The organism is Aromatoleum toluvorans (genome assembly GCF_012910905.1).
GTDB lineage: Bacteria > Pseudomonadota > Gammaproteobacteria > Burkholderiales > Rhodocyclaceae > Aromatoleum > Aromatoleum toluvorans.
Window position 1 is genome coordinate 103,449 of sequence record NZ_WTVN01000009.1, and the last position, 20,052, is coordinate 123,500.

The window sequence follows — 20,052 nt, forward strand, 5'->3', positions numbered from 1 at the left end:
AGGTCGGCGAACACGATGAAATATTGCTCAGACTGCGGCGCGAACGTCACGCTGCGCATACCGCCCGGTGACACCCTGCCGCGCCACGTGTGCGTGAGCTGCGGGACGATCCACTACCAGAATCCGAAGATCGTCGTCGGCGCAATTCCCGAATGGGGCGAGCGCATCCTGCTGTGCCGCCGCGCGATCGAACCGCGCCACGGCTTCTGGACCTTGCCGGCGGGCTTCATGGAGAACGCCGAGAGCACCGCCGAGGCCGCCGCGCGCGAGACGCTGGAAGAGGCGTGCGCACGCATCGAGGTCGGCGCGCTCTTCACGCTGATCAGCGTGCCGCACATCAACCAGGTGCATATCGTGTACCGCGCGCGCCTGCTGGATCTGGATTTCGGCCCCGGCGAGGAGTCGCTGGAGGTGGCGCTGTTCGAGGAGCAGGACATCCCCTGGGACGACATCGCGTTCCGCACGATCGCGCTGACGCTGCGCCACTATTTCGAGGATCGGCGCCGCGGCAGCTTCGGCACCCACAACGCGAGCATCCCGGCCCCGCCGGCCGTGACGATTCCCTGAGGACCACGCGATGCGTGCGATCCGCGGCGAACTCCTGCACTTTCTCGGCGACCCGGCCGAGCGCGGCGCGGATGCGGTGGAACACTTCCCCGACGGGCTGCTGATCGTGCGCGAGGGGTTGGTCGCGGAGGCCGGCCCCGCCGCGGCGCTGCTCGCGAAGCTGCCCGCCGACGCACGCATCGACGACCGCCGCGGCCGGCTGATCCTGCCCGGCTTCGTCGATACGCACATCCATTGCGCGCAGACGGACATCATCGCGAGCCCGGGCGGACAGCTGCTCGAATGGCTCGATCGCTATACCTGGCCGGTCGAGCGGCGCTTCGCCGATCCCGCCCATGCGACGGAAGTCGCGGAATTCTTCTGCGACGAGCTGCTGCGGAACGGGACGACCACGGCCGCGGTGTATCCGACCGTGCATCGTGCGTCGGTCGAGGCGCTGTTCGAGGCGGCGTTGCGGCGGCGCATGCGCGTCATCTCCGGCAAGGTGCTGATGGACCGCAACTGCCCGGCCTTCCTGTGCGAGAGCTGCGAAGGCGGCCACGCCGAATCGGTAGCGCTGATCGAGCGCTGGCACGGGCGCGGCCGCCTGCTGTACGCCGTGACGCCGCGCTTCGCGGCAACCTCGACACCGCAGCAGATGCGGCTCGCGGGGCAGCTGTTCGCCGATCACGCCGGGATCTACCTGCAGTCGCACCTCGCGGAGAACCGCGCCGAGGTCGCGTGGATCCGCGAGCTGTATCCCGATGCGCGCAGCTATCTGGACGTCTATGAGCGCTACGGGCAGCTCGGTCCGCGCAGCGTATTCGCGCACTGCGTGTGGCTCGACGACGCCGACCGCCGGCGCATGGCGGCGACCGGGGCAGCGATGAGCTTCTGCCCGACGTCGAACCTGTTCCTCGGCTCGGGGCTGTTCGACCTCGCGCAGGCCGATGCGGCCGGGGTGCGCGTCGGCATCGGCACGGACGTCGGGGCGGGGACGAGCTTTTCGATGCTGCGGACGCTCGCCGAGGCATACAAGGTGCTGCAGTTGAACGGCCAGTCGCTGGCGGCCGAGCGGGCCTTCTATCTCGCGACCCTGGGAGGCGCGCGCAGCCTGTATCTCGACGACCGGATCGGCAGCTTTGCGCCCGGGCGCGAGGCCGATTTCGTCGTCCTCGACCCGACGGCGACGCCCCTGCTCGCGCGGCGCAGCGCCGCGTGCGGGACGCTCGCGGAACGGCTGTTCGTGCTGATGATGCTGGGCGACGATCGTGCCGTCGCCGAGACCTGGGTGATGGGCGAGCCGGCGTGGCGCCGGCCGTGACATGGGGAATTCGTCGGGCGGAAAAGCGCAGCGCCTTCCGCCGAATGTAAAGCTCCCCATCCGGCGGATAACGCCTCTGGCTCATCCGCCCTACCCCCTATCGATTACGACGACAACTCGCGACGATTCTCGAACAGCGCGAGCGCCTCGGGGTTCGCGAGCGCTTCGATGTTCTTCACTGGCCGGTGATGCACGACGTTGCGCACCGCGAGTTCGACAAGCTTGCCGCTCTTGGTGCGCGGAATGTCGCCGACCTGCACGATCTTCGCGGGCACGTGGCGCGGCGTGGCGTTGTCGCGGATGGCCTGCCTGATGCGGGCGACGAGGGCGTCGTCGAGCGCGAGGCCTTCGCGCAGGCGCACGAAGAGGACGACGCGCACGTCGGTCGGATCCTGCGGCGGCCAGTCCTGGCCGATCACGATGGATTCGACCACCTCGGGCAGTTTCTCGACCTGGCGGTAGATCTCGGCCGTGCCGATGCGCACGCCGCCGGGGTTGAGCGTCGCGTCCGAACGCCCGTGGATGACGAGGCCGCCGTGGGCCGTGATCTCGCAGAAGTCGCCGTGACACCACACGTTGGGAAAGCGCTCGAAGTAGGCGGCGCGGTACTTCGTACCGTCGGGGTCGTTCCAGAAGCCGATCGGCATCGACGGGAAGGGTTTGGTGCACACCAGCTCGCCCTTTTCCCCGGCGACCGGGCGGCCTTCGTCGTCCCACACCTCGACCGCCATGCCGAGGCCGCGACACTGGATCTCGCCGCGCCACACCGGCAGGGTCGGGCTGCCGAGGACGAAGCAGGAGACGATGTCGGTGCCGCCGGAGATCGACGCGAGCTGGACGTCGGCCTTGATCGATTCGTACACGAAGTCGAAGCCCTGCGGCGCGAGCGGGCTGCCGGTGGAAAGCACGGCGCGCAGCGCGGAGAGGTCGTAGGAACGAGCCGGACGGAGTTCGCTCTTGCCGAGGGTCTCGATGTACTTGGCGGAGGTGCCGAAATGGGTGATGCGTTCCTGCTCGGCGTAGTCCCACAGGACCTTGCCGTCGTCCACGAAGGGGTTGCCGTCGTAGAGCATCAGCGTCGCGCCGGCGGCGAGGCCGGAAACGAGCCAGTTCCACATCATCCAGCCGCAGGTCGTGAAGTAGAACAGGCGGTCGCCTTCGCGCACGTCGGCGTGCAGCTTGTGTTCCTTGAGGTGCTGCAGCAGCGTGCCGCCGGCGCCATGCACGATGCACTTGGGCACGCCGGTCGTACCGGACGAGTACATCACGTAGAGCGGATGGTTGAACGGCAGGCGCTCGTAGTGCGGTTGGGTTTCGCCCGCGTGCGGCGCGAGGAAATCGGCGTACGCGACGGCGTCGCGAATTCCGGAAAGGTCCGGCGTCGCGTCCCCGGCAAGGTAGGGTACGACGACGAAGCGCTCGACGCTGGGCAGTTGCGGCGCGAGTTCGGCGAGCTTGCCGAGGACGTCGATCGGCTTGCCGTTGTACCAGTAACCGTCGCAGGCGATCAGCACCTTGGGTTCGGTCTGGCCGAAGCGGTCGAGCACGCCCTGCACGCCGAAGTCGGGCGAAGCCGACGTGAAGGCGGCGCCGAGGCTCGCCGCCGCGAGCATCGCGACGAGGGTCTCGGGCAGGTTGGGCATCCAGGCGGCGACGCGGTCGTGCTCGCGCACGCCGGCGGCCCGCAGCGCGGCGGCGAAGCGGGCGACTTCGGCGCGGAGTTCCGCACGGGTCATCGTGCGCTTGACCTTGTCCTCACCCCAGAAGACGAGCGCCTGTTGATTGCTGCTGTCGCACAGCAGGTTCTCGGCGAAGTTGAGGCGCGCGTCGGGGAACCAGGCGGCGCCCGGCATGCGCTCGCCGTCGATGAGCTCGCGCGCGCCGCGCTCGCCGATCACGCCGCCGAAGTCCCAGACTTCACGCCAGAAATCGGTCGAATGGCGCACCGACCAGTCGTGCAAGGCGTCGTAGTCGGCAAGCTGCAAGCCCGAGGCGTTGCGGATGCGTGCGGTGAAGGCGGCCAGGCCGGTCGCGGCGATCTGTTCGGGCCGCGGGGTCCACAGCGGGCGATCGTCGAATTCCTTGTTCGTCATTTATTGTGTGTCTCCTCGTTCAGAACGGGCCGGTCGCAAAGGCGACCGAGTGCGGCAGCACGCCCTGCTCCACCGCGGCGCGCTGTTGCGCTGCGAGCGCCCGCCGATAGCCTTCGCGTTCCTGCAGACGCTGCCAGTAGGCGAGCACGGCAGGCTTGAAGCGTTCCTTGAGTCCGATGTCGTCGGCCAGCATCAGCGCGTAGCCGACCGACACATCGGCCGCCGTGAAGCGCCCGGCGCAGATGAACTCCTGCTTTTCCAGCAGCGGTTCGAGCGTGCGCAGGCGCGACAGGAACCAGCGTGCGTAGTCCTCGGCGACCTGCGGCTGGCGGCGCTCCTCCGGTTCGAAGCGGGAGTAGCGCAGGACCAGCGTCTGCGGGAAAGTCAGCGTCGCCTCGCCGAAGTGCAGGAAGTTGAGGTAGGCGCCGAAATCGGGCTCGTCGGTTTCGACATTGAGCGCGCCTGGCGAGTGCCGGGCGGCGAGGTAGTGGCAGATCGCCGCGGACTCGGTCATGCGCGTCGCGCCGTCGTAGAACGCGGGGATCGTGCCGAGGGGATTGACCTCCAGGTACTGCGGCGCGTCGAGGCGCGGCGGGAATGGCAGCACCTTCAGTTCGTAGGGCAGGCCGAGTTCCTCCAGCATCCACAGCGGCCGGAACGAGCGCGCATTGATGCAGTGGTACAGGGTGATCATGTCCCCTCCCCTCGCTCAGGCGGTCTTCGCTTCGGCCAGCCCCAGTTCCTGCTTCATGCGTTCGCGGATCTGGAATTTCTGGATCTTGCCGGTGACGGTCATCGGGAATGCATCGACGAAGCGGATGTAGCGCGGGACCTTGTAGTGTGCGATCTGGCCCTGGCAGAAGTCGCGCACCTCGGTTTCGGTGAGCGTCTGGCCTTCGCGCACGATGACCCAGGCGCACAGCTCTTCGCCGTATTTCTGGTCCGGCACGCCGACGACCTGCACGTCGAGGATCTTGGGATGGCGGTAGAGGAACTCCTCGATCTCGCGCGGGTAGAGGTTTTCCCCGCCGCGGATGACCATGTCCTTGATGCGGCCGACGATGTTGCAGAAGCCTTCGTCGTCGATCGTCGCGAGGTCGCCGGTATGCATCCAGCCGCCGGCGTCGATCGCTTCGCGGGTTTTCGCTTCGTCTTCCCAGTAGCCGAGCATCACCGAGTAGCCGCGCGTGCACAGCTCACCCGGCGTGCCGCGCGGGACGATGCGGCCTTCGTTGTCGACGATCTTCACTTCGAGGTGCGGCTGGACGCGGCCGACGGTGGAGACGCGGCGATCGAGCGGGTCGTCGGTGCCGCTCTGGAAGCTCACCGGCGAAGTCTCGGTCATGCCGTAGGCGATCGTCACTTCGCGCATGTTCATCTTGTCGATGACGCGCTTCATCACTTCGATCGGGCACGGGCTGCCGGCCATGATGCCGGTGCGCAGGCGCGACAGGTCGAATTCGGCGAAGCGCGGATGGTCGAGCATCGCGATGAACATCGTCGGCACGCCGTAGTTTGCGGTGCAGCGCTCCTCGGCGAGGGTTTCGAGCACGGCCAGCGGCTCGAAGGCTTCGGCCGGGTAGATCATCGTGGCGCCGTGCGTGAGGCAACCGAGGTTGCCCATCACCATGCCGAAGCAGTGATAGAGCGGCACCGGGATGCATAGGCGGTCGCCTTCGACGAGGCGGATCGCTTCGCCGACGAAGAAGCCGTTGTTGAGGATGTTGTGGTGCGACAGCGTCGCGCCCTTGGGCTGGCCGGTGGTGCCGGACGTGAACTGGATGTTGATGGGGTCGTCGAACTGCAGTTCGTCGCCGAGGGTTTCGAGGGCGTCGAGTTCGTCGCCGGAGGGGGCGTGCAGCAGGTCGTCGAAATTGAGCATGCCGTGCGTCCTGTCGGCGCCCATGCGGATGACGATTTCGAGCGACGGGAGCTTGGCGGATTTCAGCTGGCCGGCTTCGGACTGCGCGAGTTCGGGCGCAAGGTCGCCGAGCATTTCGAGGTAGTTGCTGGTCTTGAAGGCGGGCGACATCACCAGCGCACGGCAGCCGACCTTGTTCAGCGCGTACTCGAGCTCGGCGCGGCGGTAGGCGGGGTTGATGTTCACCAGCACGAGGCCCGCCTTCGCGGTCGCAAACTGGGTCAGCGCCCATTCGGTGTTGTTCTGCGACCAGATGCCGACACGCTCGCCGCGCTTGAGGCCGAGGCGCATCAGGCTGCACGCGAGGGCATCGACGCGTTGCTTGAGCGCTGCGTAGGTGAGGCGCACGTTCTGGTGACGCACGACGAGGGCTTCGCGCGCGGCGTGGCGGGCGCAGGCCTCGTCGAAGAAGCGGCCGATGGTCTGGCCGATGAGGCGCTTTTCGGACGCGCCATGGACGTAGCTCAACGGGGTCATGGTGTCTCTCTCCACTCTTCCTTATTTGAATTCATGGCGTAGCGGCGGGCTCGCATCCGGCCCTAAGATATCGGCGCGGTCGCTCCCTCCCCTTCAAGGGGAGGGTTGGGGTGGGGATGGGTTAAACGGGAGCCACAGAAACCCATCCCCCTCCTAACCTCCCCCTTGAAGGGGGAGGAACAAGGCGTTCAGCCCTTCGTCGGCTCGAACTCGACGAGCTCCGCGCCGTCCGCGACCTGATCGCCGACCGCGAAGCGGAAGGCCTTCAGCGTCCCGGACGCGGGCGCGGTGATGGTGTGCTCCATCTTCATCGCCTCCAGGATCAGGAGCGGCGCACCCTTCTCGACCTGGGTGCCGGCTTCCGCCAGCAGCGCGATCACCTTGCCCGGCATCGGCGCAAGCAGCCCACCTTCGGCACCGCCGCCCTCGCCGGTGTAGTGCAGGGGGTCGACGTTGGCGAACTGCCAGCTGCGGCCGTGCAGGAAGACATGACGCATGCGGCCCGCGGTGATCATCGTCGCGTCCATGCGCGTCCCATCAAATTCGACACGCATGTGGCCACGGTCATCGAGACGACCGCGTGCTTCGGTGCTGCGACCATCGACGGCGAGCGTGTAGCGGTTACCGCTGCGGTAGGCGACCTGAACGCTCTTCTGCATCTCGCCGAAGCGGAAGATCAGTTCGCGCTTCGCGGTGGCATTCAGGCGCCAGCCGTCACGTGCATGCCATGGTGAGCCCGGATCGGAGCCGCCCTCCGCCTCGTCTTCGGCGCATGCGGCTTCGCGACGCAGCTCGCCGAGGGCCGCGACGAACCAGGCCTCGGCCGGCGGCTCCTCGCCTTCGGGGAAGAGGTAGGCCTTTTCGCGCTCGATGAGGCCGGTATCGAGATCGGCGTTCGAGAAAGCCGGGCAGTTCGTCAGGCGCGACAGGAACTCGATGTTGTTGGCGACGCCGACGACGCGGTAGTCCGCGAGCGCCTGCAGCATGCGCGCGAGCGCCTGGTCGCGGTTCTCGTCCCACACGATCAGCTTCGCGATCATCGGGTCGTAGAAGGGGCTGATCTCGTCACCCTCCTCGACGCCGGTGTCGACGCGCACGTGCAGGCCCTCCGCCGGGGGAGCCAGGTGCAGCAACTTGCCGGTCGAAGGCAGGAAGCCCTTCGCCGGGTCCTCGGCGTAGATGCGTGCTTCGAGCGCGTGGCCGCGGATCTGGAGCTGTTCCTGCGCGAGCGGCAGCGGTTCGCCGGAGGCGACGCGCAGTTGCCATTCGACGAGGTCCAGCCCGGTGATCATCTCGGTGACAGGGTGCTCGACCTGCAGGCGCGTGTTCATCTCCATGAAGTAGAACGAGCCGTCCTGGTTCGCGATGAACTCGACGGTGCCGGCGCCGACATAGCCGACCGCTTTCGCTGCCTCGACCGCGGCCTTGCCCATCGCGGCGCGGCGTTCGGGCGTCATACCGGGCGCGGGCGCTTCTTCGAGCACCTTCTGGTGGCGGCGCTGCACCGAGCAGTCGCGCTCGAAGAGGTACACGCAGTTGCCGTGCGTGTCGCCGAAGACCTGGATTTCGATGTGGCGCGGGCGGGTGATGTACTTCTCGACCAGCACGTGCTCGTCGCCGAAGGAGGACGCGGCTTCGCGCTTGCACGAGGCGAGCGCGGCGATGAAGTCGTCCGACTTCTCCACCAGACGCATGCCCTTGCCGCCGCCGCCGGCCGCGGCCTTGATCAGCACCGGGTAGCCGATCTTGTCGGCCTGCTCGTGCAGGTAGGCGGGCTCCTGGTTGTCGCCGTGGTAACCGGGCGTGAGCGGCACGCGGGCCGCTTCCATCAGTTTCTTCGCCTCTGACTTCGAGCCCATCGCGCGGATCGCCGACACCGGCGGGCCGATGAAGACGATGCCTTCGCGCTCGCAGGCGTCGCAGAAGTCCTCGTTCTCGGACAGGAAGCCGTAGCCGGGGTGGATCGCCTGCGCGCCGGTCTGCTTCGCGGCGGCGATGATGCGGTCGATGACGAGGTAGCTTTCCTTGACGGCCGCCGGGCCGATCAGCACGGCTTCGTCGGCGAGGCGCACGTGCCGGGCGTTCGCGTCGGCTTCCGAATAGACGGCGACGGTCTTGATGCCCATGCGGCGCGCGGTCTTGATCACCCGACACGCGATCTCGCCTCTATTGGCGATCAGGATCTTTTCGAACATTCTTGTCTCCCCCTTACATCCGGAACAGGCCGAACTTCGTCTGCGGGATCGGTGCGTTGAGCGTCGCGGACAGCGACAAGCCCAGCACGCGGCGGCTCTGCGCCGGGTCGATCACGCCGTCGTCCCACAGACGCGCGGTGGCGTAGTAGGGGTGGCCCTGCACTTCGTATTGTTCGCGGATCGGCGCCTTGAACGCCTCCTCGTCTTCCTTGCTCCAGGTGCCGCCCTTAGCTTCGATGCCGTCCCGGCGCACCGTCGACAACACGCTCGCGGCCTGCTCGCCGCCCATCACGGAGACGCGCGCGTTCGGCCACATCCACAGGAAACGCGGACTGTAAGCGCGGCCGCACATGCCGTAGTTGCCGGCACCGAAGGAGCCGCCCATGATCATCGTCAGCTTGGGCACCTGGGCAGTCGCGACGGCCGTTACCATCTTCGCGCCATCCTTGGCGATGCCGCCGTTCTCGTACTTGCGGCCGACCATGAAGCCGGTAATGTTCTGCAGGAAGAGCAGCGGGATGCCGCGCTGCGCGCACAACTCGACGAAGTGCGCGCCCTTCTGCGCCGACTCGCCGAACAGGATGCCGTTGTTCGCGACGATGCCGACCGGGTAGCCGTAGAGCTGGGCGAAGCCGGTCACGAGCGTCGTGCCGTAGCGCGACTTGAATTCGTCGAAGCGCGAGCCGTCGACGATGCGGGCGATGACTTCGCGCACGTCGTAGGGCTTTCTCGGGTCAGCGGGGATGATGCCGTAGATCTCCTCCGGGTCGTACAGCGGCTCTTCGCCCGCGCCGACCTTGAGCGACACAGGCTTCTGGCGATTCAGATTCGATACGATGCGGCGCGCGATGTAGAGCGCGTGGGCGTCGTTCTCGGCGAGGTGGTCCGCGACGCCGGAGATGCGGGTATGCACGTCGCCGCCGCCGAGGTCTTCGGCGCTGACGACTTCACCGGTCGCGGCCTTCACCAGCGGAGGCCCGCCGAGGAAGATCGTGCCCTGGTTCCTGACGATCACGGCCTCGTCGCTCATCGCCGGCACGTAGGCGCCACCCGCGGTGCACGAGCCCATCACGACCGCGATCTGCGGGATGCCCTGCGCGCTCATGTTGGCCTGGTTGAAGAAGATGCGGCCGAAGTGATCGCGGTCGGGGAAGACTTCGTCCTGCGTCGGCAGGTTCGCACCGCCCGAATCGACAAGGTAGACGCAAGTCAAATTGTTCATCTGCGCGATCTCCTGCGCGCGCAGGTGCTTCTTCACCGTCATCGGGAAGTAGCTGCCGCCCTTCACCGTCGCGTCGTTGGCGACGATCATGCACTCGACGCCCTTCACGCGGCCGATGCCGGCAATGACGCCCGCGGACGGCGCGTCGTTGTCGTACATACCGTATGCGGCCATCTGGCCGATTTCGAGGAAGGGCGTGCCGGGATCGAGCAGGTGATTCACGCGGTCACGCGGCAGCAGTTTTCCGCGCGCGGTGTGCTTTGCACGCGCCGATTCGCCACCGCCGAGTGCCACTTCCGCGGCCTTGTCGCGCAGATCGCCGACGAGCTTGCGCATCGCCTCGGCATTGCCCGCGAAGTCCGGGCTGCGCGTGTTGATGGAAGACTTGATGACGCTCATATCGCTCTCCGCAGGGCCGCCCCAAGGAGGGCGATCGCCCCCTTGGGGGGCAACGAAGCGGCTTTAGCCGCAAGTGTGGGGGTCGTCATCTCACAGCGTCTCCGCGAAGAGTTCGCGACCGATCAGCATGCGGCGGATCTCGCTCGTGCCGGCGCCGATCTCGTAGAGTTTCGCGTCGCGCCACAGCCGGCCGGTCGCATATTCGTTGGTGTAGCCGACGCCGCCCAGGGTCTGGATCGACTCACCGGCCATCCAGGTCGCCTTCTCGGCCGAATACAGGATCGCGCCGGCCGCGTCCTTGCGCAGCGTCCGAGCGTGATCGGCGCGGTCGCAGGCCTGGCCGACGGCATACACATAGGCGCGCGTCGCGCTCCACACCGAATACATGTCGGCGATCTTGCCCTGCATCAGCTGGAATTCGCCGATCGACTGGCCGAACTGCTTGCGCTCGTGCAGGTAGGGCACGACGACGTCCATGCACGCCGCCATGATGCCCAGCGGACCGCCGCACAGCACGGTGCGTTCGTAGTCGAGACCGCTCATCAGCACCTTGACGCCGTTGCCGACGCCGCCCAGCACGTTCTCTTCCGGCACCTCGACGTCGTCGAAGAACAGCGGGAAGGTGTTCGAGCCGCGCATGCCGAGCTTGTCGAGGTGGGTGCCGTGGCTGAAGCCCTTCATCCCCTTCTCGATGATGAAGGCAGTGATGCCCTTCGGGCCGGCGCTGGTGTCGGTCTTCGCGTAGACGACCAGCGTGTCGGCGTCGCCGCCGTTGGTGATCCACATCTTCGAGCCGTTCAGCACGTAACGGTCACCCTTCTTGTCGGCGCGCAGCTTCATCGACACGACGTCGGAACCGGCGTTCGGCTCGCTCATCGCCAGCGCACCGACGTGGTCGCCCGAGATCAGCTTGGGCAGGTACTTGTCCTTCTGCGCGGCGTTGCCGTTGCGGCGGATCTGGTTCACGCACAGGTTGGAGTGCGCGCCGTACGACAGGCCGACGGACGCGGATGCGCGCGAGATTTCTTCCATCGCGATGATGTGTGCGAGGTAGCCCATCTGCGTGCCGCCGTATTCCTCTTCGACGGTCATCCCCAGCAGGCCCATGTCGCCGAACTTTTTCCACAGATCGGCGGGGAATTCGTTCTCGCGGTCGATCTCGGCGGCACGCGGCGCGATCTCGGCCTCGGCGAACTGGCGCACGGCGTCGCGCAACGCCTCGATGGTTTCGCCGTGGTGGAAGTTCAGGCTGGGAATGTTCATGGGGGTCTCCTCGTTCCTTTGATCGCGTTGGTATCCGGGACGTGCACCGATGAAGCTTAGACGCGCATCGGCAAAACGTCGTGACCGCGTAAGAGTAGGTCGGAGGGCGACGCATCGGGCGCCAATATGGTTGCAAATCCTGCCAAGCCACTTATGATGCGCCGATGGCAACCGTGATCCCTTCCGTCGGCGACCCCACGCGCGGCCCCGCCGCGACGCCTGTCGCCTTCATCCGCGCGATCGTCGCGGCCTACCGCCGCTACGGGATCAATCCTGCCAACGCCTTGCGCGAGGCGCAGATTCCACCGGCCGCGCTCGAAAACCCCGCCGCACGCGTCACCGCCGGGCAGATGGAGATCATGTCGGCGGTGGCGATGCAGGAGCTCGACGACGAGGCGCTGGGCTGGTTCTCGCGCCGCCTGCCGTGGGGCAGCTACGGCATGCTGTGCCGCGCGTCGGTCACCTCACCCGACCTCGGCGTCGCGCTCAAGCGCTGGTGCCGCCACCATCGCCTCCTCACGGACGACATCCTGCTGCACCTCGACGACGACGGCGCGGTCGCGACGCTGCGCATCGAAGTCCGCCGCTATCTCGGCGACATGCACGAGTTCTGCCTCGTGACGCTGCTGCGTTACGTGCTGGGCTATGCGTGCTGGGTGATCGACTCGCGCATCCCCCTGCTCGCGGCCAGCTTCCCCTTCCCTGCCCCGCCGCATCGCAGCGTCTATCCGCTGCTCTTCCAGGGGCCGGTGCAGTTCGACGCCGAACGCGCCGAGATCCGCTTCGATGCGCAATACCTGCGCCTGCCGCTGCGGCGCGACGAGGCGGCGCTGCAGCAGATGCTGCGCCGCGCGCTGCCGCTGACGGTGCTGCAATACCGCCGCGACCGCCTGCTGGTGCAGCGCGTGCGCCACCTGCTGCGCGAACGGCTCGACGAGGGCGCGACCGCCGAGACGCTGGCCGAACGCCTGCACCTGTCGCCGCGCACGCTGCACCGTCAGCTCGACGAGGAAGGCGCGTCGCTGCAGGAATTGAAGGACGAGGCGCGGCGCGAACGGGCGATCGAGCTGCTGCGGCGGACGAACCGCACCGTCAAGCAGATCGCGCTATCGGTCGGTTTTCGCAACGAGAAGAGCTTCGCGCGCGCGTTCCGGCAGTGGACGGGAGAATCGCCGAGCGCCTTTCGCGAGCGCTCAGCGGCGCTCGATGAGGGCCAGACGGCCCAGGGGTGAAGGAACGGGAACGGGGCGCTTGCCGCCCTGGTGCAGGCGCTCGTGCATGCGCCGCAGGCCGAACCACGCTACGCCCGCCACCAGCGGCAGCGCCAGCCCGACTGCGCGATCGACCGGAATGTCGATCCCCCAGCCATTCAGCGCCTTCAGCGCATAGGAGGCCAGGCCGATGCCGTAATAGGAGAGCGCAACGACGGACAGCCCTTCGACCGCCTGCTGCAATTTCAGCTGCAGGCGCGCATTGCGGCTCAGGCTTTCGAGCACGTTCTGGTTCTGCCGCTCCTGCGCGAGGCTCACTCGCGTGCGCAGCATGTCGTTGGCGCGGCTGACGTTGCTCGCCAGCGCCTCCTGGCGCTCCGCAACCGACACGCAGGTGTCCATCGCCGGCGCCAGGCGACGCTCCATGAACTCGCCGATCGTCGGCACCCCTTCGATGCGCCGCTCGCGCAACTCGCCGATACGGGCCTGCACGATGTGGTAATAGGCCTGCGACGCGCTGAAGCGGTATCCGGTACTGAGCGACATCGCACGCGTCTGGCCGTCCAGGTTCGAGATCTCGCGCAGGAGCTCTTCGGCGTCGGCGTCGATGTCGAGCGCACGCATCTGCGCACCGAAGCCGGCGAGGTCCTCCTCGATGCGGTCGAGCCGCTCGTTGCACTGGCGCGCGAGCGGCAGCGCGAGCAGGGCCATCATCAGGTAGGTCTCGATCTCGCAGATGCGCTGCACGAGCCGGCCCATCTGGGCTTCGCGCAGTCCGGTGTCGCGGATCAGGAAGCGCGAGAAGCCATCCGGTCCGACCTGAAAGTCCGTCCAGATCTCACCGCCGGACAGAACCCGGCTGCCGACCCGCGGCGACTTCGGGAGCAGCGCCTGCAACCGCTCGTCGGCGATGTCGAGCGGTTCGCCCCGCTCGGTGTGGATGTGCGATGCGACGATCACCGCGCCGTCCAGCGACTCGAGCCAGTCGGCCGGCACATGGCGTATCGCCGGCTGGCCGAAGTCGGCGTCACCGAGCGGGTCGGGTTCAACGAACGTGAAGGTGGAGAACTCGCTGTGGCGCTCCCACTTGATGCGGAAATGGCCCACATCGTGGAAGAAATGCTGCGCCCCGGATTTGGGCGGAGCGATGCCGAAGCGGTTGCACAGTGATTCGAGCAGCGCGTCGTGCCGCTCGGACTGGCCATCCCAGTGCACCGCGAGGTGCGAGATGCGCGCGGGCGCATCGATCACCATGAACGGCCGGGAGTGGATTTCGCTGGCGAGCGTCAGACGCAGCGGATGATTCAGGGTATTGGCTAGATTCATCGGCAAAAAGCCATTAGAGGCGCAATCGAGAGGGCGCCACTATGCGCGACGTGCGCCAGCGATGCGACTCTCAGTTGTAACCGAGCACTGCGACGGTAACGATGTCACGCCGCTCCACTTCCACCTGATAGCCATACATCTGGTTGCGCGGATCGACACAGCGCTTGCGCAGGTTCACCACCTCGGCGCCCTCGTTCCGCGCGCTGCCGAATTGTCCGCCGACGATTTCGCTTTTTCGTGCTCCGATCTGCTGCTGGGTAATCATCTTGCCGTCTCCTGAGACTGAATGACTCGAAAGAAAGGGAAACAAAACCGGCATCATCGAAACAAATTCCGCCACCCTGCACGTCTTTTCGCGTCTTATTGTCGTGAATGTCGATTTGCCAGCGCCGATTTTCAACCACGCGAAAAACCGGCTCAAACGAAATAAACTACGAAGATCATGAATCGGAGGAAGTATCCATGCGTCGGCGCATTCCCAGTATCGAAGCCCTGGTTGCCTTCGAAGCTGCGGCTCGCCACCTGAACTTCACGCGCGCGGCGGATTCGCTGTCGCTGACGCAAAGCGCGGTGTGCAAGCAGATCGCCGCACTCGAGGATTATCTCGGCGTTCCCCTCTTCAACCGGATCAAGAAACGCATTTCGCTGACCGAGGCCGGTGCGGTTTACGCGAAGCGCATCTCCGAAGACCTGGACCGGCTCGAACGCAATACGGTCTCGTTGATGTCGCACCGCGGCGAACGCAATGTGCTGGAGCTCGCGGTCATTCCGACGTTCGGCTCGCGCTGGCTGATTCCGCGCCTCGCGCAATTCCATGCCGCCAATCAGGGAATTACCGTGAATCTGACGACGCGCTCGGACCCGTTCGTATTTACCGAGACGTCCTTCGACGCGGCGATTCATTTCGGCTCGCCGGCATGGCCGGGTGCGATTTCGCATCCGCTATTCGGCGAGGAAATGATCCCGGTTTGCAGCCCCGAATTGCTCGCGGCCCACCCCTGCCGGGCACCGCGCGATCTCGCCGACCTGCCGCTACTGCATCAGTCGAACCGGCATGCGGCGTGGCAGCGCTGGTTCCTGGCCGCCGGAGTAAAGGACGTGGACGCGATGGGCGGGCCACGCTTCGACCTGTTCTCGATGCTCGTCGAAGCGGCGTGCGCCGGCCTCGGGGTCGCGCTGGTGCCCCGTTTCCTCGCGCTGAGCGAGCTCGAATCGGGCCAGCTGATCATCCCCTTCGATCGGCCGCTGCGCTCCGAGATGGGCTATCACCTCGTCTATCCCGACCCACCGAGCACGAACCCGGCCCTGCGGCGTTTCACCGAATGGCTGCTGGCCGAGGCAGCGGCCTATCGGGGCGCCCCGAAGCCCGCCGCGGACCGCACGAAGTAGCGGCATCGCAGCGCTCCGCCGCAATACCGCCCAATGCCGGAAATGCCCGGCCCCGCAGCCAGCGGGCCCGGAGTAACTCAGGCGACCTGCAGCTCGCGGGCCGCCTTGCGCGGCGCGGCGCCGACCGGCACGCTGCCGAACAGATTCTTCGGATCGGCGAGATCGGGGATCAGCGAAATCTCTTCCTCGACGCCCAGCTCGATCGCCAGATCGCGCATGAAGCGCAGCGCGGAGAAGTCCTCCAGCGCAAAGCCGACCGAGTCGAACACCGTGACTTCGTCCGCCGCCTGACGGCCCGGCATCTTGCCCGCAAGCACGTTCCACAGCTCGGTCACCGCGAAGTCGGCCGGCATCTGCTGCATGTCGCCTTCGATGCGCGACTGCGGCTCGAACTCGCAGAACACGCGGCCCATGCGCAGCACGTCCGCGTGCAGCTCGGTCTTGCCCGGGCAGTCGCCGCCCACGGCGTTGATGTGCATGCCCGGCTCGATCATGTCGGGCGTCAGGATCGTCGCGTTGGTCTTGTCGGCGGTCACGGTCGTGACGATATCGCAGCCCTTCACGGCCTCCTTCGCGCTGGCGAAGCGCCTCGCAGCGAGGCCCATGCGCTCGAGGTTGCGCGTCAGCTTGTCGGTCGCCGCGGCATCGACGTCGAACAGATGGAACTCGGCAATGCCCAGCAAGTGATGAAAGGCCAGCGCCTGGAATTCGCTCTGCGCACCGTTGCCGATCAGCGCCATGCGCCTGCTGTCCGGACGCGCCAGCGCGCGGGCCGCGACCGCCGAGGTCGCGGCGGTGCGCAGCGCGGTCGTCAGCGTCAGCTCGCTGACCAGGGTCGGCGCACCGGTATCGACGTCGGCGAGCACACCGAAGGCCATCACGGTGCTCAGGCCGAAGCGGTGGTTCTTCGGATGGCCATTCACGTACTTGAACGAGTACAGCGAATCGTCCGAGATCGGCATCAGCTCGATCACGCCGTCATCCGAATGGTTGGCAACGCGAGCCGTCTTCTCGAACTCGGTCCAGCGCAGGAAATCCGCGCGGATGTACTCCGCCATGCCCGCAAGGCAGGTCGCGACGCCCCTTTCCGCGACCAACTCGGCGGCGCGCTCGGCGCTCAGGAAGCGGGTGGGGATACGGTTGCTGGTCTTCATGGTCTCGCTCCTCGTTTATTGTCGTGCGATTCAATGGGGACATGATCGACCAGATTCGTGCCAATCAAAATATCAACAACTGTGCTATTTTGATAAAAAATTGATCACTCTGAAGCCTCTTTCTGCCATAACGACAAGATGGACAATCTGGACCAGCAACTGATCAGCCTCCTGCGCAACAACGCACGCATGAGCGTCGCCAACCTCGCGCACAAGCTCAAGGTGTCGCGCGGCACCGTCACGAACCGCATCGCCAGGCTCGAAAACGACGGAATCATCGTCGGCTACACGGTGAAACTGCGACCCGACTCGCAGCCCAACGAGATCCGCGCATGGATGAGTATCGTCGTCGCCGGCAACGAGACCCGCTCGGTGATCGCCAGCCTGCTCGGCGAACCCGGCGTCGCCTCCCTGCACGACACCAACGGCCGCTGGGACCTGCTCGCCGAGTTGCGAGCCGAGAACCTCACGGAGCTCTCCAACGTGCTCGAGCGCATCCGCCTGATCCGCAGCATCCAGCAGACCGAAACCAGCATCCACCTCGCGAGCTACCGCGGCGAAGCCTCCTGACCGATTCAGCCCTCGCTCTCGGGACGGCGATCGCATGATCCAACATTTAATCCATATCGCATGCTGCCGGCGGTATCATTTTGGGACAGCATCATCCGCAAAGGAACGGACATGGCCGCCCCTGTCCCGCGCTACCGTCAGATCGAAGAATTCCTGCTCGAGAAGATCCGCAGCGGCACCTATTCGGCCCACCACCAGATCCCCCCTGAAGAGCAACTGGCGCGCGATTTCCGCGTCAGCCGCATGACCGCCAACAAGGCGATCCGCGATCTCGTGCAGGACGGCTACCTCGTTCGCCAGCCCGGCCTCGGCACCTTCGTGACCGAGCGCAGCACCAAGTCATCGTTGCCCGAACTCCTCAACATCGCCACCGAGGTATCCGGCCGCGGCAACGCATACAGCAACGAGATCCTGCGCTGCGAAGCCATCGACGCCGATGACGAAGTCGCCCTCCACCTCGGCGTGCGCCTCGGCACGCGCATCTTCCATACAGCGATCGTGCACCGCGAAAACGACTGTCCGATCCAGCTCGAGGAACGCTTCGTCAACCCGAAGTGGGTACCCCGCTACCTCGAAGCCGACTTCACCAGGACCACCCCCAGCGACGTTCTCGCCGCGGCCTGCCCCATCTCCGATGTCGAACACGTGGTCGAAGCGGTCCTCGTCGACGCAGGCACGGCAAGTTCGCTCAGTACCGCCACGACCACCCCCTGCCTGCAGGTGGTCCGCCGCACCTGGTCAGGCGAACACATCATCAGCTATGCACGGCTGACCCACCCGGCGACCGCTACAAACTGCGCTCGACCATGCGCAACCGCCGCTGATACGCCTCGCCAGTCCGCGCAAACGGCCACGCACCCGCCGCGGTGCGCCGTAACGGGATCGCCCGCAGGCGACGTCCGGTCGACAAGGTATCCGCGCGCGAAGCCCGTCGCGGGAACACCCGCCCTCCCCTTCCGTCCAACTGCAGTTCCTTCGACGGAGGTACAGACAATGACCGACACCACGCTGCAAGATCGCGCCGCCGGCGCCATCCTCGGCGCCTTCATCGGTGACGCCCTGGGCCTCGGCCCGCACTGGTACTACAACCTCGACGAACTTCGGCGTGACTACGGAGACTGGATCACCAGCTACACCACCCCGAAACCGGAGCGCTATCACGGCGGAATGGCTGCCGGACAACTCTCCCAAGCCGGACTGATCCTGCGGATGCTCCTGCAGTCCCTCACGGAACGCGGCGAGTACGACGAGGCGGATTTCTGCCGACGCCTCGACGAAGACCTCTTTCCCCAGCTCGACGGCACCCCGATGCACGGCCCCGGCGGCTACACAAGCCAGTCGATCCGCGAAGCATGGCGCCGTCGCGTGCAACAGGGCCTGCCTTGGTCGCAAACAGGCGGACATGCCGACACCACCGAGGCCATCGAACGCACGCTAGCCCTCGCCGTGCGCTACGCACGCGAACCGCGACGTCTCGCCGAATCGATCGCCCGCAATACGCTCCTGACCCAGAGCGACGAACTGGTCCTCTCGCTGACCGTCGCATACGGCGCCGTGCTCGCGCTCCTCGTGCAGGGGGAGAAACTCGATGCCCACCTCTCCGGCAAGCTCATGCACCTGGTCAAATCCGACGAGCTTCCATTCCACGCAGTGACGACCGGAGAACTCCAGGCCCCGCGACGCGGAGAAGCGGAACCCTCCCATGTCGGTCGATTCGCCTCACCCGATGCGCTGCTCACGCCCTCATTCATCGCACGGGCGGCCGCCGACCCCGACATCCGCATCGAGCCGGCATGGAAGGTATCTCTCGTATACGGCATGCCATGCGCCGTGTACCACGTGCTCCCGGCGGTCTATTACCTCGCGGCACGCTTCTCCGACGACTTCGAGTCCGCCGTTCTGCACGCCATCAACGGCGGAGGCCAGAACCAGGCGCGCGCCATGCTCACCGGCGCCCTCGTCGGCGCCCAATGCGGGCTTTCCGGCATCCCCGGTCGCTTCATCGCCGGCCTCGAGCATGCCGATCAGCTGCGCGAACTTGCTCGGACACTCGCCTCGCACCTGAGTTGACACGGGTCCTCGCGCCTTACTTCTCCGGCATCGCCATCACCATCCACGACACCCCGAATCGGTCCGCGACCATGCCGAAACAGGGTGCCCAGAAGGTCTTGGCGAGCGGCATCTGCACCTGCCCGCCATCCGCGAGCGCGGCAAACACCCGTTCAGCCTCGGGCACGCTCGCTACCGATGCCGTCAGCGAGAAACCCTGGAAACCGGACTGCCCCGAACACCGACCATCCGAAGCCATCACTTCGGTGTCCCCGATGCGCAGGTTCGCATGCATCACCTTGTTCTCGAATCCTGCGGGCATGCCCTGAACAGGCTCAGGGCTCTCACCGAACCGTGCCAGCATGGTCACCTCGGCGCCGAGCACTTCACGATAGAACTCCAGCGCCTCCTCGCAACGACCTTCGAAAAACAGGTAGGGTTGCACTCGCATGGCCATCCTCCTCGGATTCGGGCCCCGGCACGCAGCCGTGGTTTCCCAGTGAATTCCATCCCGCAGGCCGTTCCGTCACACGACCGCCGCTCCGCCCCGCATGCCGATCACCCGCTCTACGTTATATGCCGCCAACCGCTTCCCGGCCATGTCGATCATGTGACAGTTTGTCGGGCGCCCCGGACGAAGGCACCATCCGACAGCCAGCGGACTAAAGCCCACGCTCAGCGCACCTCCGGTACAGACTTCAGGCGATCTTCCGCCGGAGATGGACGACCGGCGCGTAGACGTAAAAAAGCCGCTCATCCTGTTGTGAGGAGAGCGGCTTTTTTGGCGTAGGGTAGTCTGACGATGACCTACTTTCGCACTCAAGGAGAGCACTATCATCGGCGCGGTCCTGTTTCACTGTCCTGTTCGGGATGGGAAGGAGTGGTTCCGGGACGCTATGGTCGTCAGACTGTA

Annotated in this window: 16 protein-coding genes and 1 rRNA gene; 6 read left to right on the forward strand and 11 right to left on the reverse strand. The window is 66.2% G+C overall.

From position 1 onward, the window contains the following. Nucleotides 1–15: 15 nt before the first annotated feature. Nucleotides 16–567: an NUDIX hydrolase gene (locus GPA22_RS08300; RefSeq protein ID WP_169255622.1), complete on the forward strand. Its 552-nt coding sequence runs from the start codon at nucleotides 16–18 to the stop codon at nucleotides 565–567. 10 nt (nucleotides 568–577) lie between these two features. Further along, on the forward strand, nucleotides 578–1,870 hold the full coding sequence (guaD, locus tag GPA22_RS08305; protein ID WP_169255623.1) for a guanine deaminase: 1,293 nt from the start codon (nucleotides 578–580) through the stop codon (nucleotides 1,868–1,870). Between the two features lie 104 nt (nucleotides 1,871–1,974). On the opposite strand, the gene GPA22_RS08310 is transcribed toward guaD, so the two are convergent. From GPA22_RS08310 to GPA22_RS08335, 6 genes are all read right to left on the reverse strand, one after another. Continuing rightward, the gene (locus GPA22_RS08310; protein WP_169255624.1) at nucleotides 1,975–3,963 is read right to left on the reverse strand and encodes an acetoacetate--CoA ligase; all 1,989 of its coding nucleotides are present in this window, start codon (nucleotides 3,961–3,963) and stop codon (nucleotides 1,975–1,977) included. A gap of 19 nt (nucleotides 3,964–3,982) precedes the next feature. Next, on the reverse strand, nucleotides 3,983–4,657 hold the full coding sequence (locus GPA22_RS08315; RefSeq protein WP_169255625.1) for a glutathione S-transferase family protein: 675 nt from the start codon (nucleotides 4,655–4,657) through the stop codon (nucleotides 3,983–3,985). Between the two features lie 15 nt (nucleotides 4,658–4,672). Further along, nucleotides 4,673–6,361 carry an AMP-binding protein gene (locus GPA22_RS08320; RefSeq protein WP_169255626.1) on the reverse strand — a complete coding sequence of 563 codons (1,689 nt, stop codon included), beginning with the start codon at nucleotides 6,359–6,361 and terminating at the stop codon, nucleotides 4,673–4,675. A gap of 188 nt (nucleotides 6,362–6,549) precedes the next feature. Then, nucleotides 6,550–8,556, reverse strand: a complete 2,007-nt coding sequence (locus tag GPA22_RS08325) for an acetyl/propionyl/methylcrotonyl-CoA carboxylase subunit alpha (protein ID WP_169255627.1) — start codon at nucleotides 8,554–8,556, stop codon at nucleotides 6,550–6,552. A 13-nt stretch (nucleotides 8,557–8,569) separates the two neighbouring features. After that, complete coding sequence (locus GPA22_RS08330; protein WP_169255628.1) at nucleotides 8,570–10,177, reverse strand: carboxyl transferase domain-containing protein; 1,608 nt, start codon at nucleotides 10,175–10,177, stop codon at nucleotides 8,570–8,572. Nucleotides 10,178–10,267: 90 nt separating this feature from the next. Beyond that, nucleotides 10,268–11,440: an isovaleryl-CoA dehydrogenase gene (locus tag GPA22_RS08335; RefSeq protein ID WP_169255629.1), complete on the reverse strand. Its 1,173-nt coding sequence runs from the start codon at nucleotides 11,438–11,440 to the stop codon at nucleotides 10,268–10,270. A gap of 164 nt (nucleotides 11,441–11,604) precedes the next feature. Here GPA22_RS08335 and GPA22_RS08340 point away from each other — a divergent pair, with 164 nt between their 5' ends. Then, nucleotides 11,605–12,672, forward strand: coding sequence for an AraC family transcriptional regulator (locus GPA22_RS08340; protein WP_169255630.1), 1,068 nt, complete (start codon nucleotides 11,605–11,607; stop codon nucleotides 12,670–12,672). Here GPA22_RS08340 and GPA22_RS08345 read toward each other — a convergent pair. Then, nucleotides 12,634–13,977 carry a DUF3422 family protein gene (locus GPA22_RS08345; RefSeq protein WP_169255631.1) on the reverse strand — a complete coding sequence of 448 codons (1,344 nt, stop codon included), beginning with the start codon at nucleotides 13,975–13,977 and terminating at the stop codon, nucleotides 12,634–12,636. The two genes, GPA22_RS08340 and GPA22_RS08345, sit on opposite strands and share 39 nt — an antisense overlap. Before the next feature lie 70 nt (nucleotides 13,978–14,047). Beyond that, the gene (locus GPA22_RS08350) at nucleotides 14,048–14,242 is read right to left on the reverse strand and encodes a hypothetical protein (RefSeq protein WP_169255632.1); all 195 of its coding nucleotides are present in this window, start codon (nucleotides 14,240–14,242) and stop codon (nucleotides 14,048–14,050) included. A gap of 197 nt (nucleotides 14,243–14,439) precedes the next feature. Here GPA22_RS08350 and gcvA point away from each other — a divergent pair, with 197 nt between their 5' ends. Then, entirely contained in the window at nucleotides 14,440–15,366 is a 927-nt protein-coding gene (gene gcvA / locus GPA22_RS08355) for a transcriptional regulator GcvA (protein WP_169255633.1), read from the forward strand. A gap of 77 nt (nucleotides 15,367–15,443) precedes the next feature. Here the strand turns inward: gcvA and GPA22_RS08360 are convergent, their stop codons facing one another. Further along, nucleotides 15,444–16,520 carry an ornithine cyclodeaminase gene (locus GPA22_RS08360; protein WP_169255634.1) on the reverse strand — a complete coding sequence of 359 codons (1,077 nt, stop codon included), beginning with the start codon at nucleotides 16,518–16,520 and terminating at the stop codon, nucleotides 15,444–15,446. 138 nt (nucleotides 16,521–16,658) lie between these two features. Here GPA22_RS08360 and GPA22_RS08365 point away from each other — a divergent pair, with 138 nt between their 5' ends. Both GPA22_RS08365 and GPA22_RS22735 read left to right on the forward strand, forming a co-directional pair. Continuing rightward, complete coding sequence (locus GPA22_RS08365; protein ID WP_169255635.1) at nucleotides 16,659–17,090, forward strand: Lrp/AsnC family transcriptional regulator; 432 nt, start codon at nucleotides 16,659–16,661, stop codon at nucleotides 17,088–17,090. Between the two features lie 111 nt (nucleotides 17,091–17,201). Then, on the forward strand, nucleotides 17,202–19,160 hold the full coding sequence (locus GPA22_RS22735) for a histidine utilization transcriptional repressor HutC (RefSeq protein WP_246264175.1): 1,959 nt from the start codon (nucleotides 17,202–17,204) through the stop codon (nucleotides 19,158–19,160). Nucleotides 19,161–19,176: 16 nt separating this feature from the next. On the opposite strand, the gene GPA22_RS08380 is transcribed toward GPA22_RS22735, so the two are convergent. Together GPA22_RS08380 and rrf are read right to left on the reverse strand one after the other, a co-directional pair. Continuing rightward, nucleotides 19,177–19,590 (reverse strand): VOC family protein, encoded by a 414-nt coding sequence (locus tag GPA22_RS08380; RefSeq protein WP_169255637.1) that lies wholly within the window; start codon nucleotides 19,588–19,590, stop codon nucleotides 19,177–19,179. A 343-nt stretch (nucleotides 19,591–19,933) separates the two neighbouring features. Then, a 5S ribosomal RNA gene (rrf, locus tag GPA22_RS08385) occupies nucleotides 19,934–20,047 on the reverse strand. Between the last annotated feature and the right edge of the window lie 5 nt (nucleotides 20,048–20,052).

Excerpts from the sequence above, each read along its gene's own strand:
- GPA22_RS08335 (WP_169255629.1), bottom strand. The coding sequence starts at position 11,440 with ATGAACATTCCCAGCCTGAACTTCCACCACGGCGAAACCATCGAGGCG.
- GPA22_RS08300 (WP_169255622.1), top strand. The coding sequence starts at position 16 with ATGAAATATTGCTCAGACTGCGGCGCGAACGTCACGCTGCGCATACCG.
- GPA22_RS08350 (WP_169255632.1), bottom strand. The coding sequence starts at position 14,242 with ATGATTACCCAGCAGCAGATCGGAGCACGAAAAAGCGAAATCGTCGGC.
- gcvA (WP_169255633.1), top strand. The coding sequence starts at position 14,440 with ATGCGTCGGCGCATTCCCAGTATCGAAGCCCTGGTTGCCTTCGAAGCT.
- guaD (WP_169255623.1), top strand. The coding sequence starts at position 578 with ATGCGTGCGATCCGCGGCGAACTCCTGCACTTTCTCGGCGACCCGGCC.
- GPA22_RS08330 (WP_169255628.1), bottom strand. The coding sequence starts at position 10,177 with ATGAGCGTCATCAAGTCTTCCATCAACACGCGCAGCCCGGACTTCGCG.
- GPA22_RS08320 (WP_169255626.1), bottom strand. The coding sequence starts at position 6,361 with ATGACCCCGTTGAGCTACGTCCATGGCGCGTCCGAAAAGCGCCTCATC.
- GPA22_RS08315 (WP_169255625.1), bottom strand. The coding sequence starts at position 4,657 with ATGATCACCCTGTACCACTGCATCAATGCGCGCTCGTTCCGGCCGCTG.
- GPA22_RS08340 (WP_169255630.1), top strand. The coding sequence starts at position 11,605 with ATGGCAACCGTGATCCCTTCCGTCGGCGACCCCACGCGCGGCCCCGCC.
- GPA22_RS08380 (WP_169255637.1), bottom strand. The coding sequence starts at position 19,590 with ATGCGAGTGCAACCCTACCTGTTTTTCGAAGGTCGTTGCGAGGAGGCG.
- GPA22_RS08310 (WP_169255624.1), bottom strand. The coding sequence starts at position 3,963 with ATGACGAACAAGGAATTCGACGATCGCCCGCTGTGGACCCCGCGGCCC.
- GPA22_RS08325 (WP_169255627.1), bottom strand. The coding sequence starts at position 8,556 with ATGTTCGAAAAGATCCTGATCGCCAATAGAGGCGAGATCGCGTGTCGG.
- GPA22_RS08345 (WP_169255631.1), bottom strand. The coding sequence starts at position 13,977 with ATGAATCTAGCCAATACCCTGAATCATCCGCTGCGTCTGACGCTCGCC.
- GPA22_RS22735 (WP_246264175.1), top strand. The coding sequence starts at position 17,202 with ATGGCCGCCCCTGTCCCGCGCTACCGTCAGATCGAAGAATTCCTGCTC.
- GPA22_RS08360 (WP_169255634.1), bottom strand. The coding sequence starts at position 16,520 with ATGAAGACCAGCAACCGTATCCCCACCCGCTTCCTGAGCGCCGAGCGC.
- GPA22_RS08365 (WP_169255635.1), top strand. The coding sequence starts at position 16,659 with ATGGACAATCTGGACCAGCAACTGATCAGCCTCCTGCGCAACAACGCA.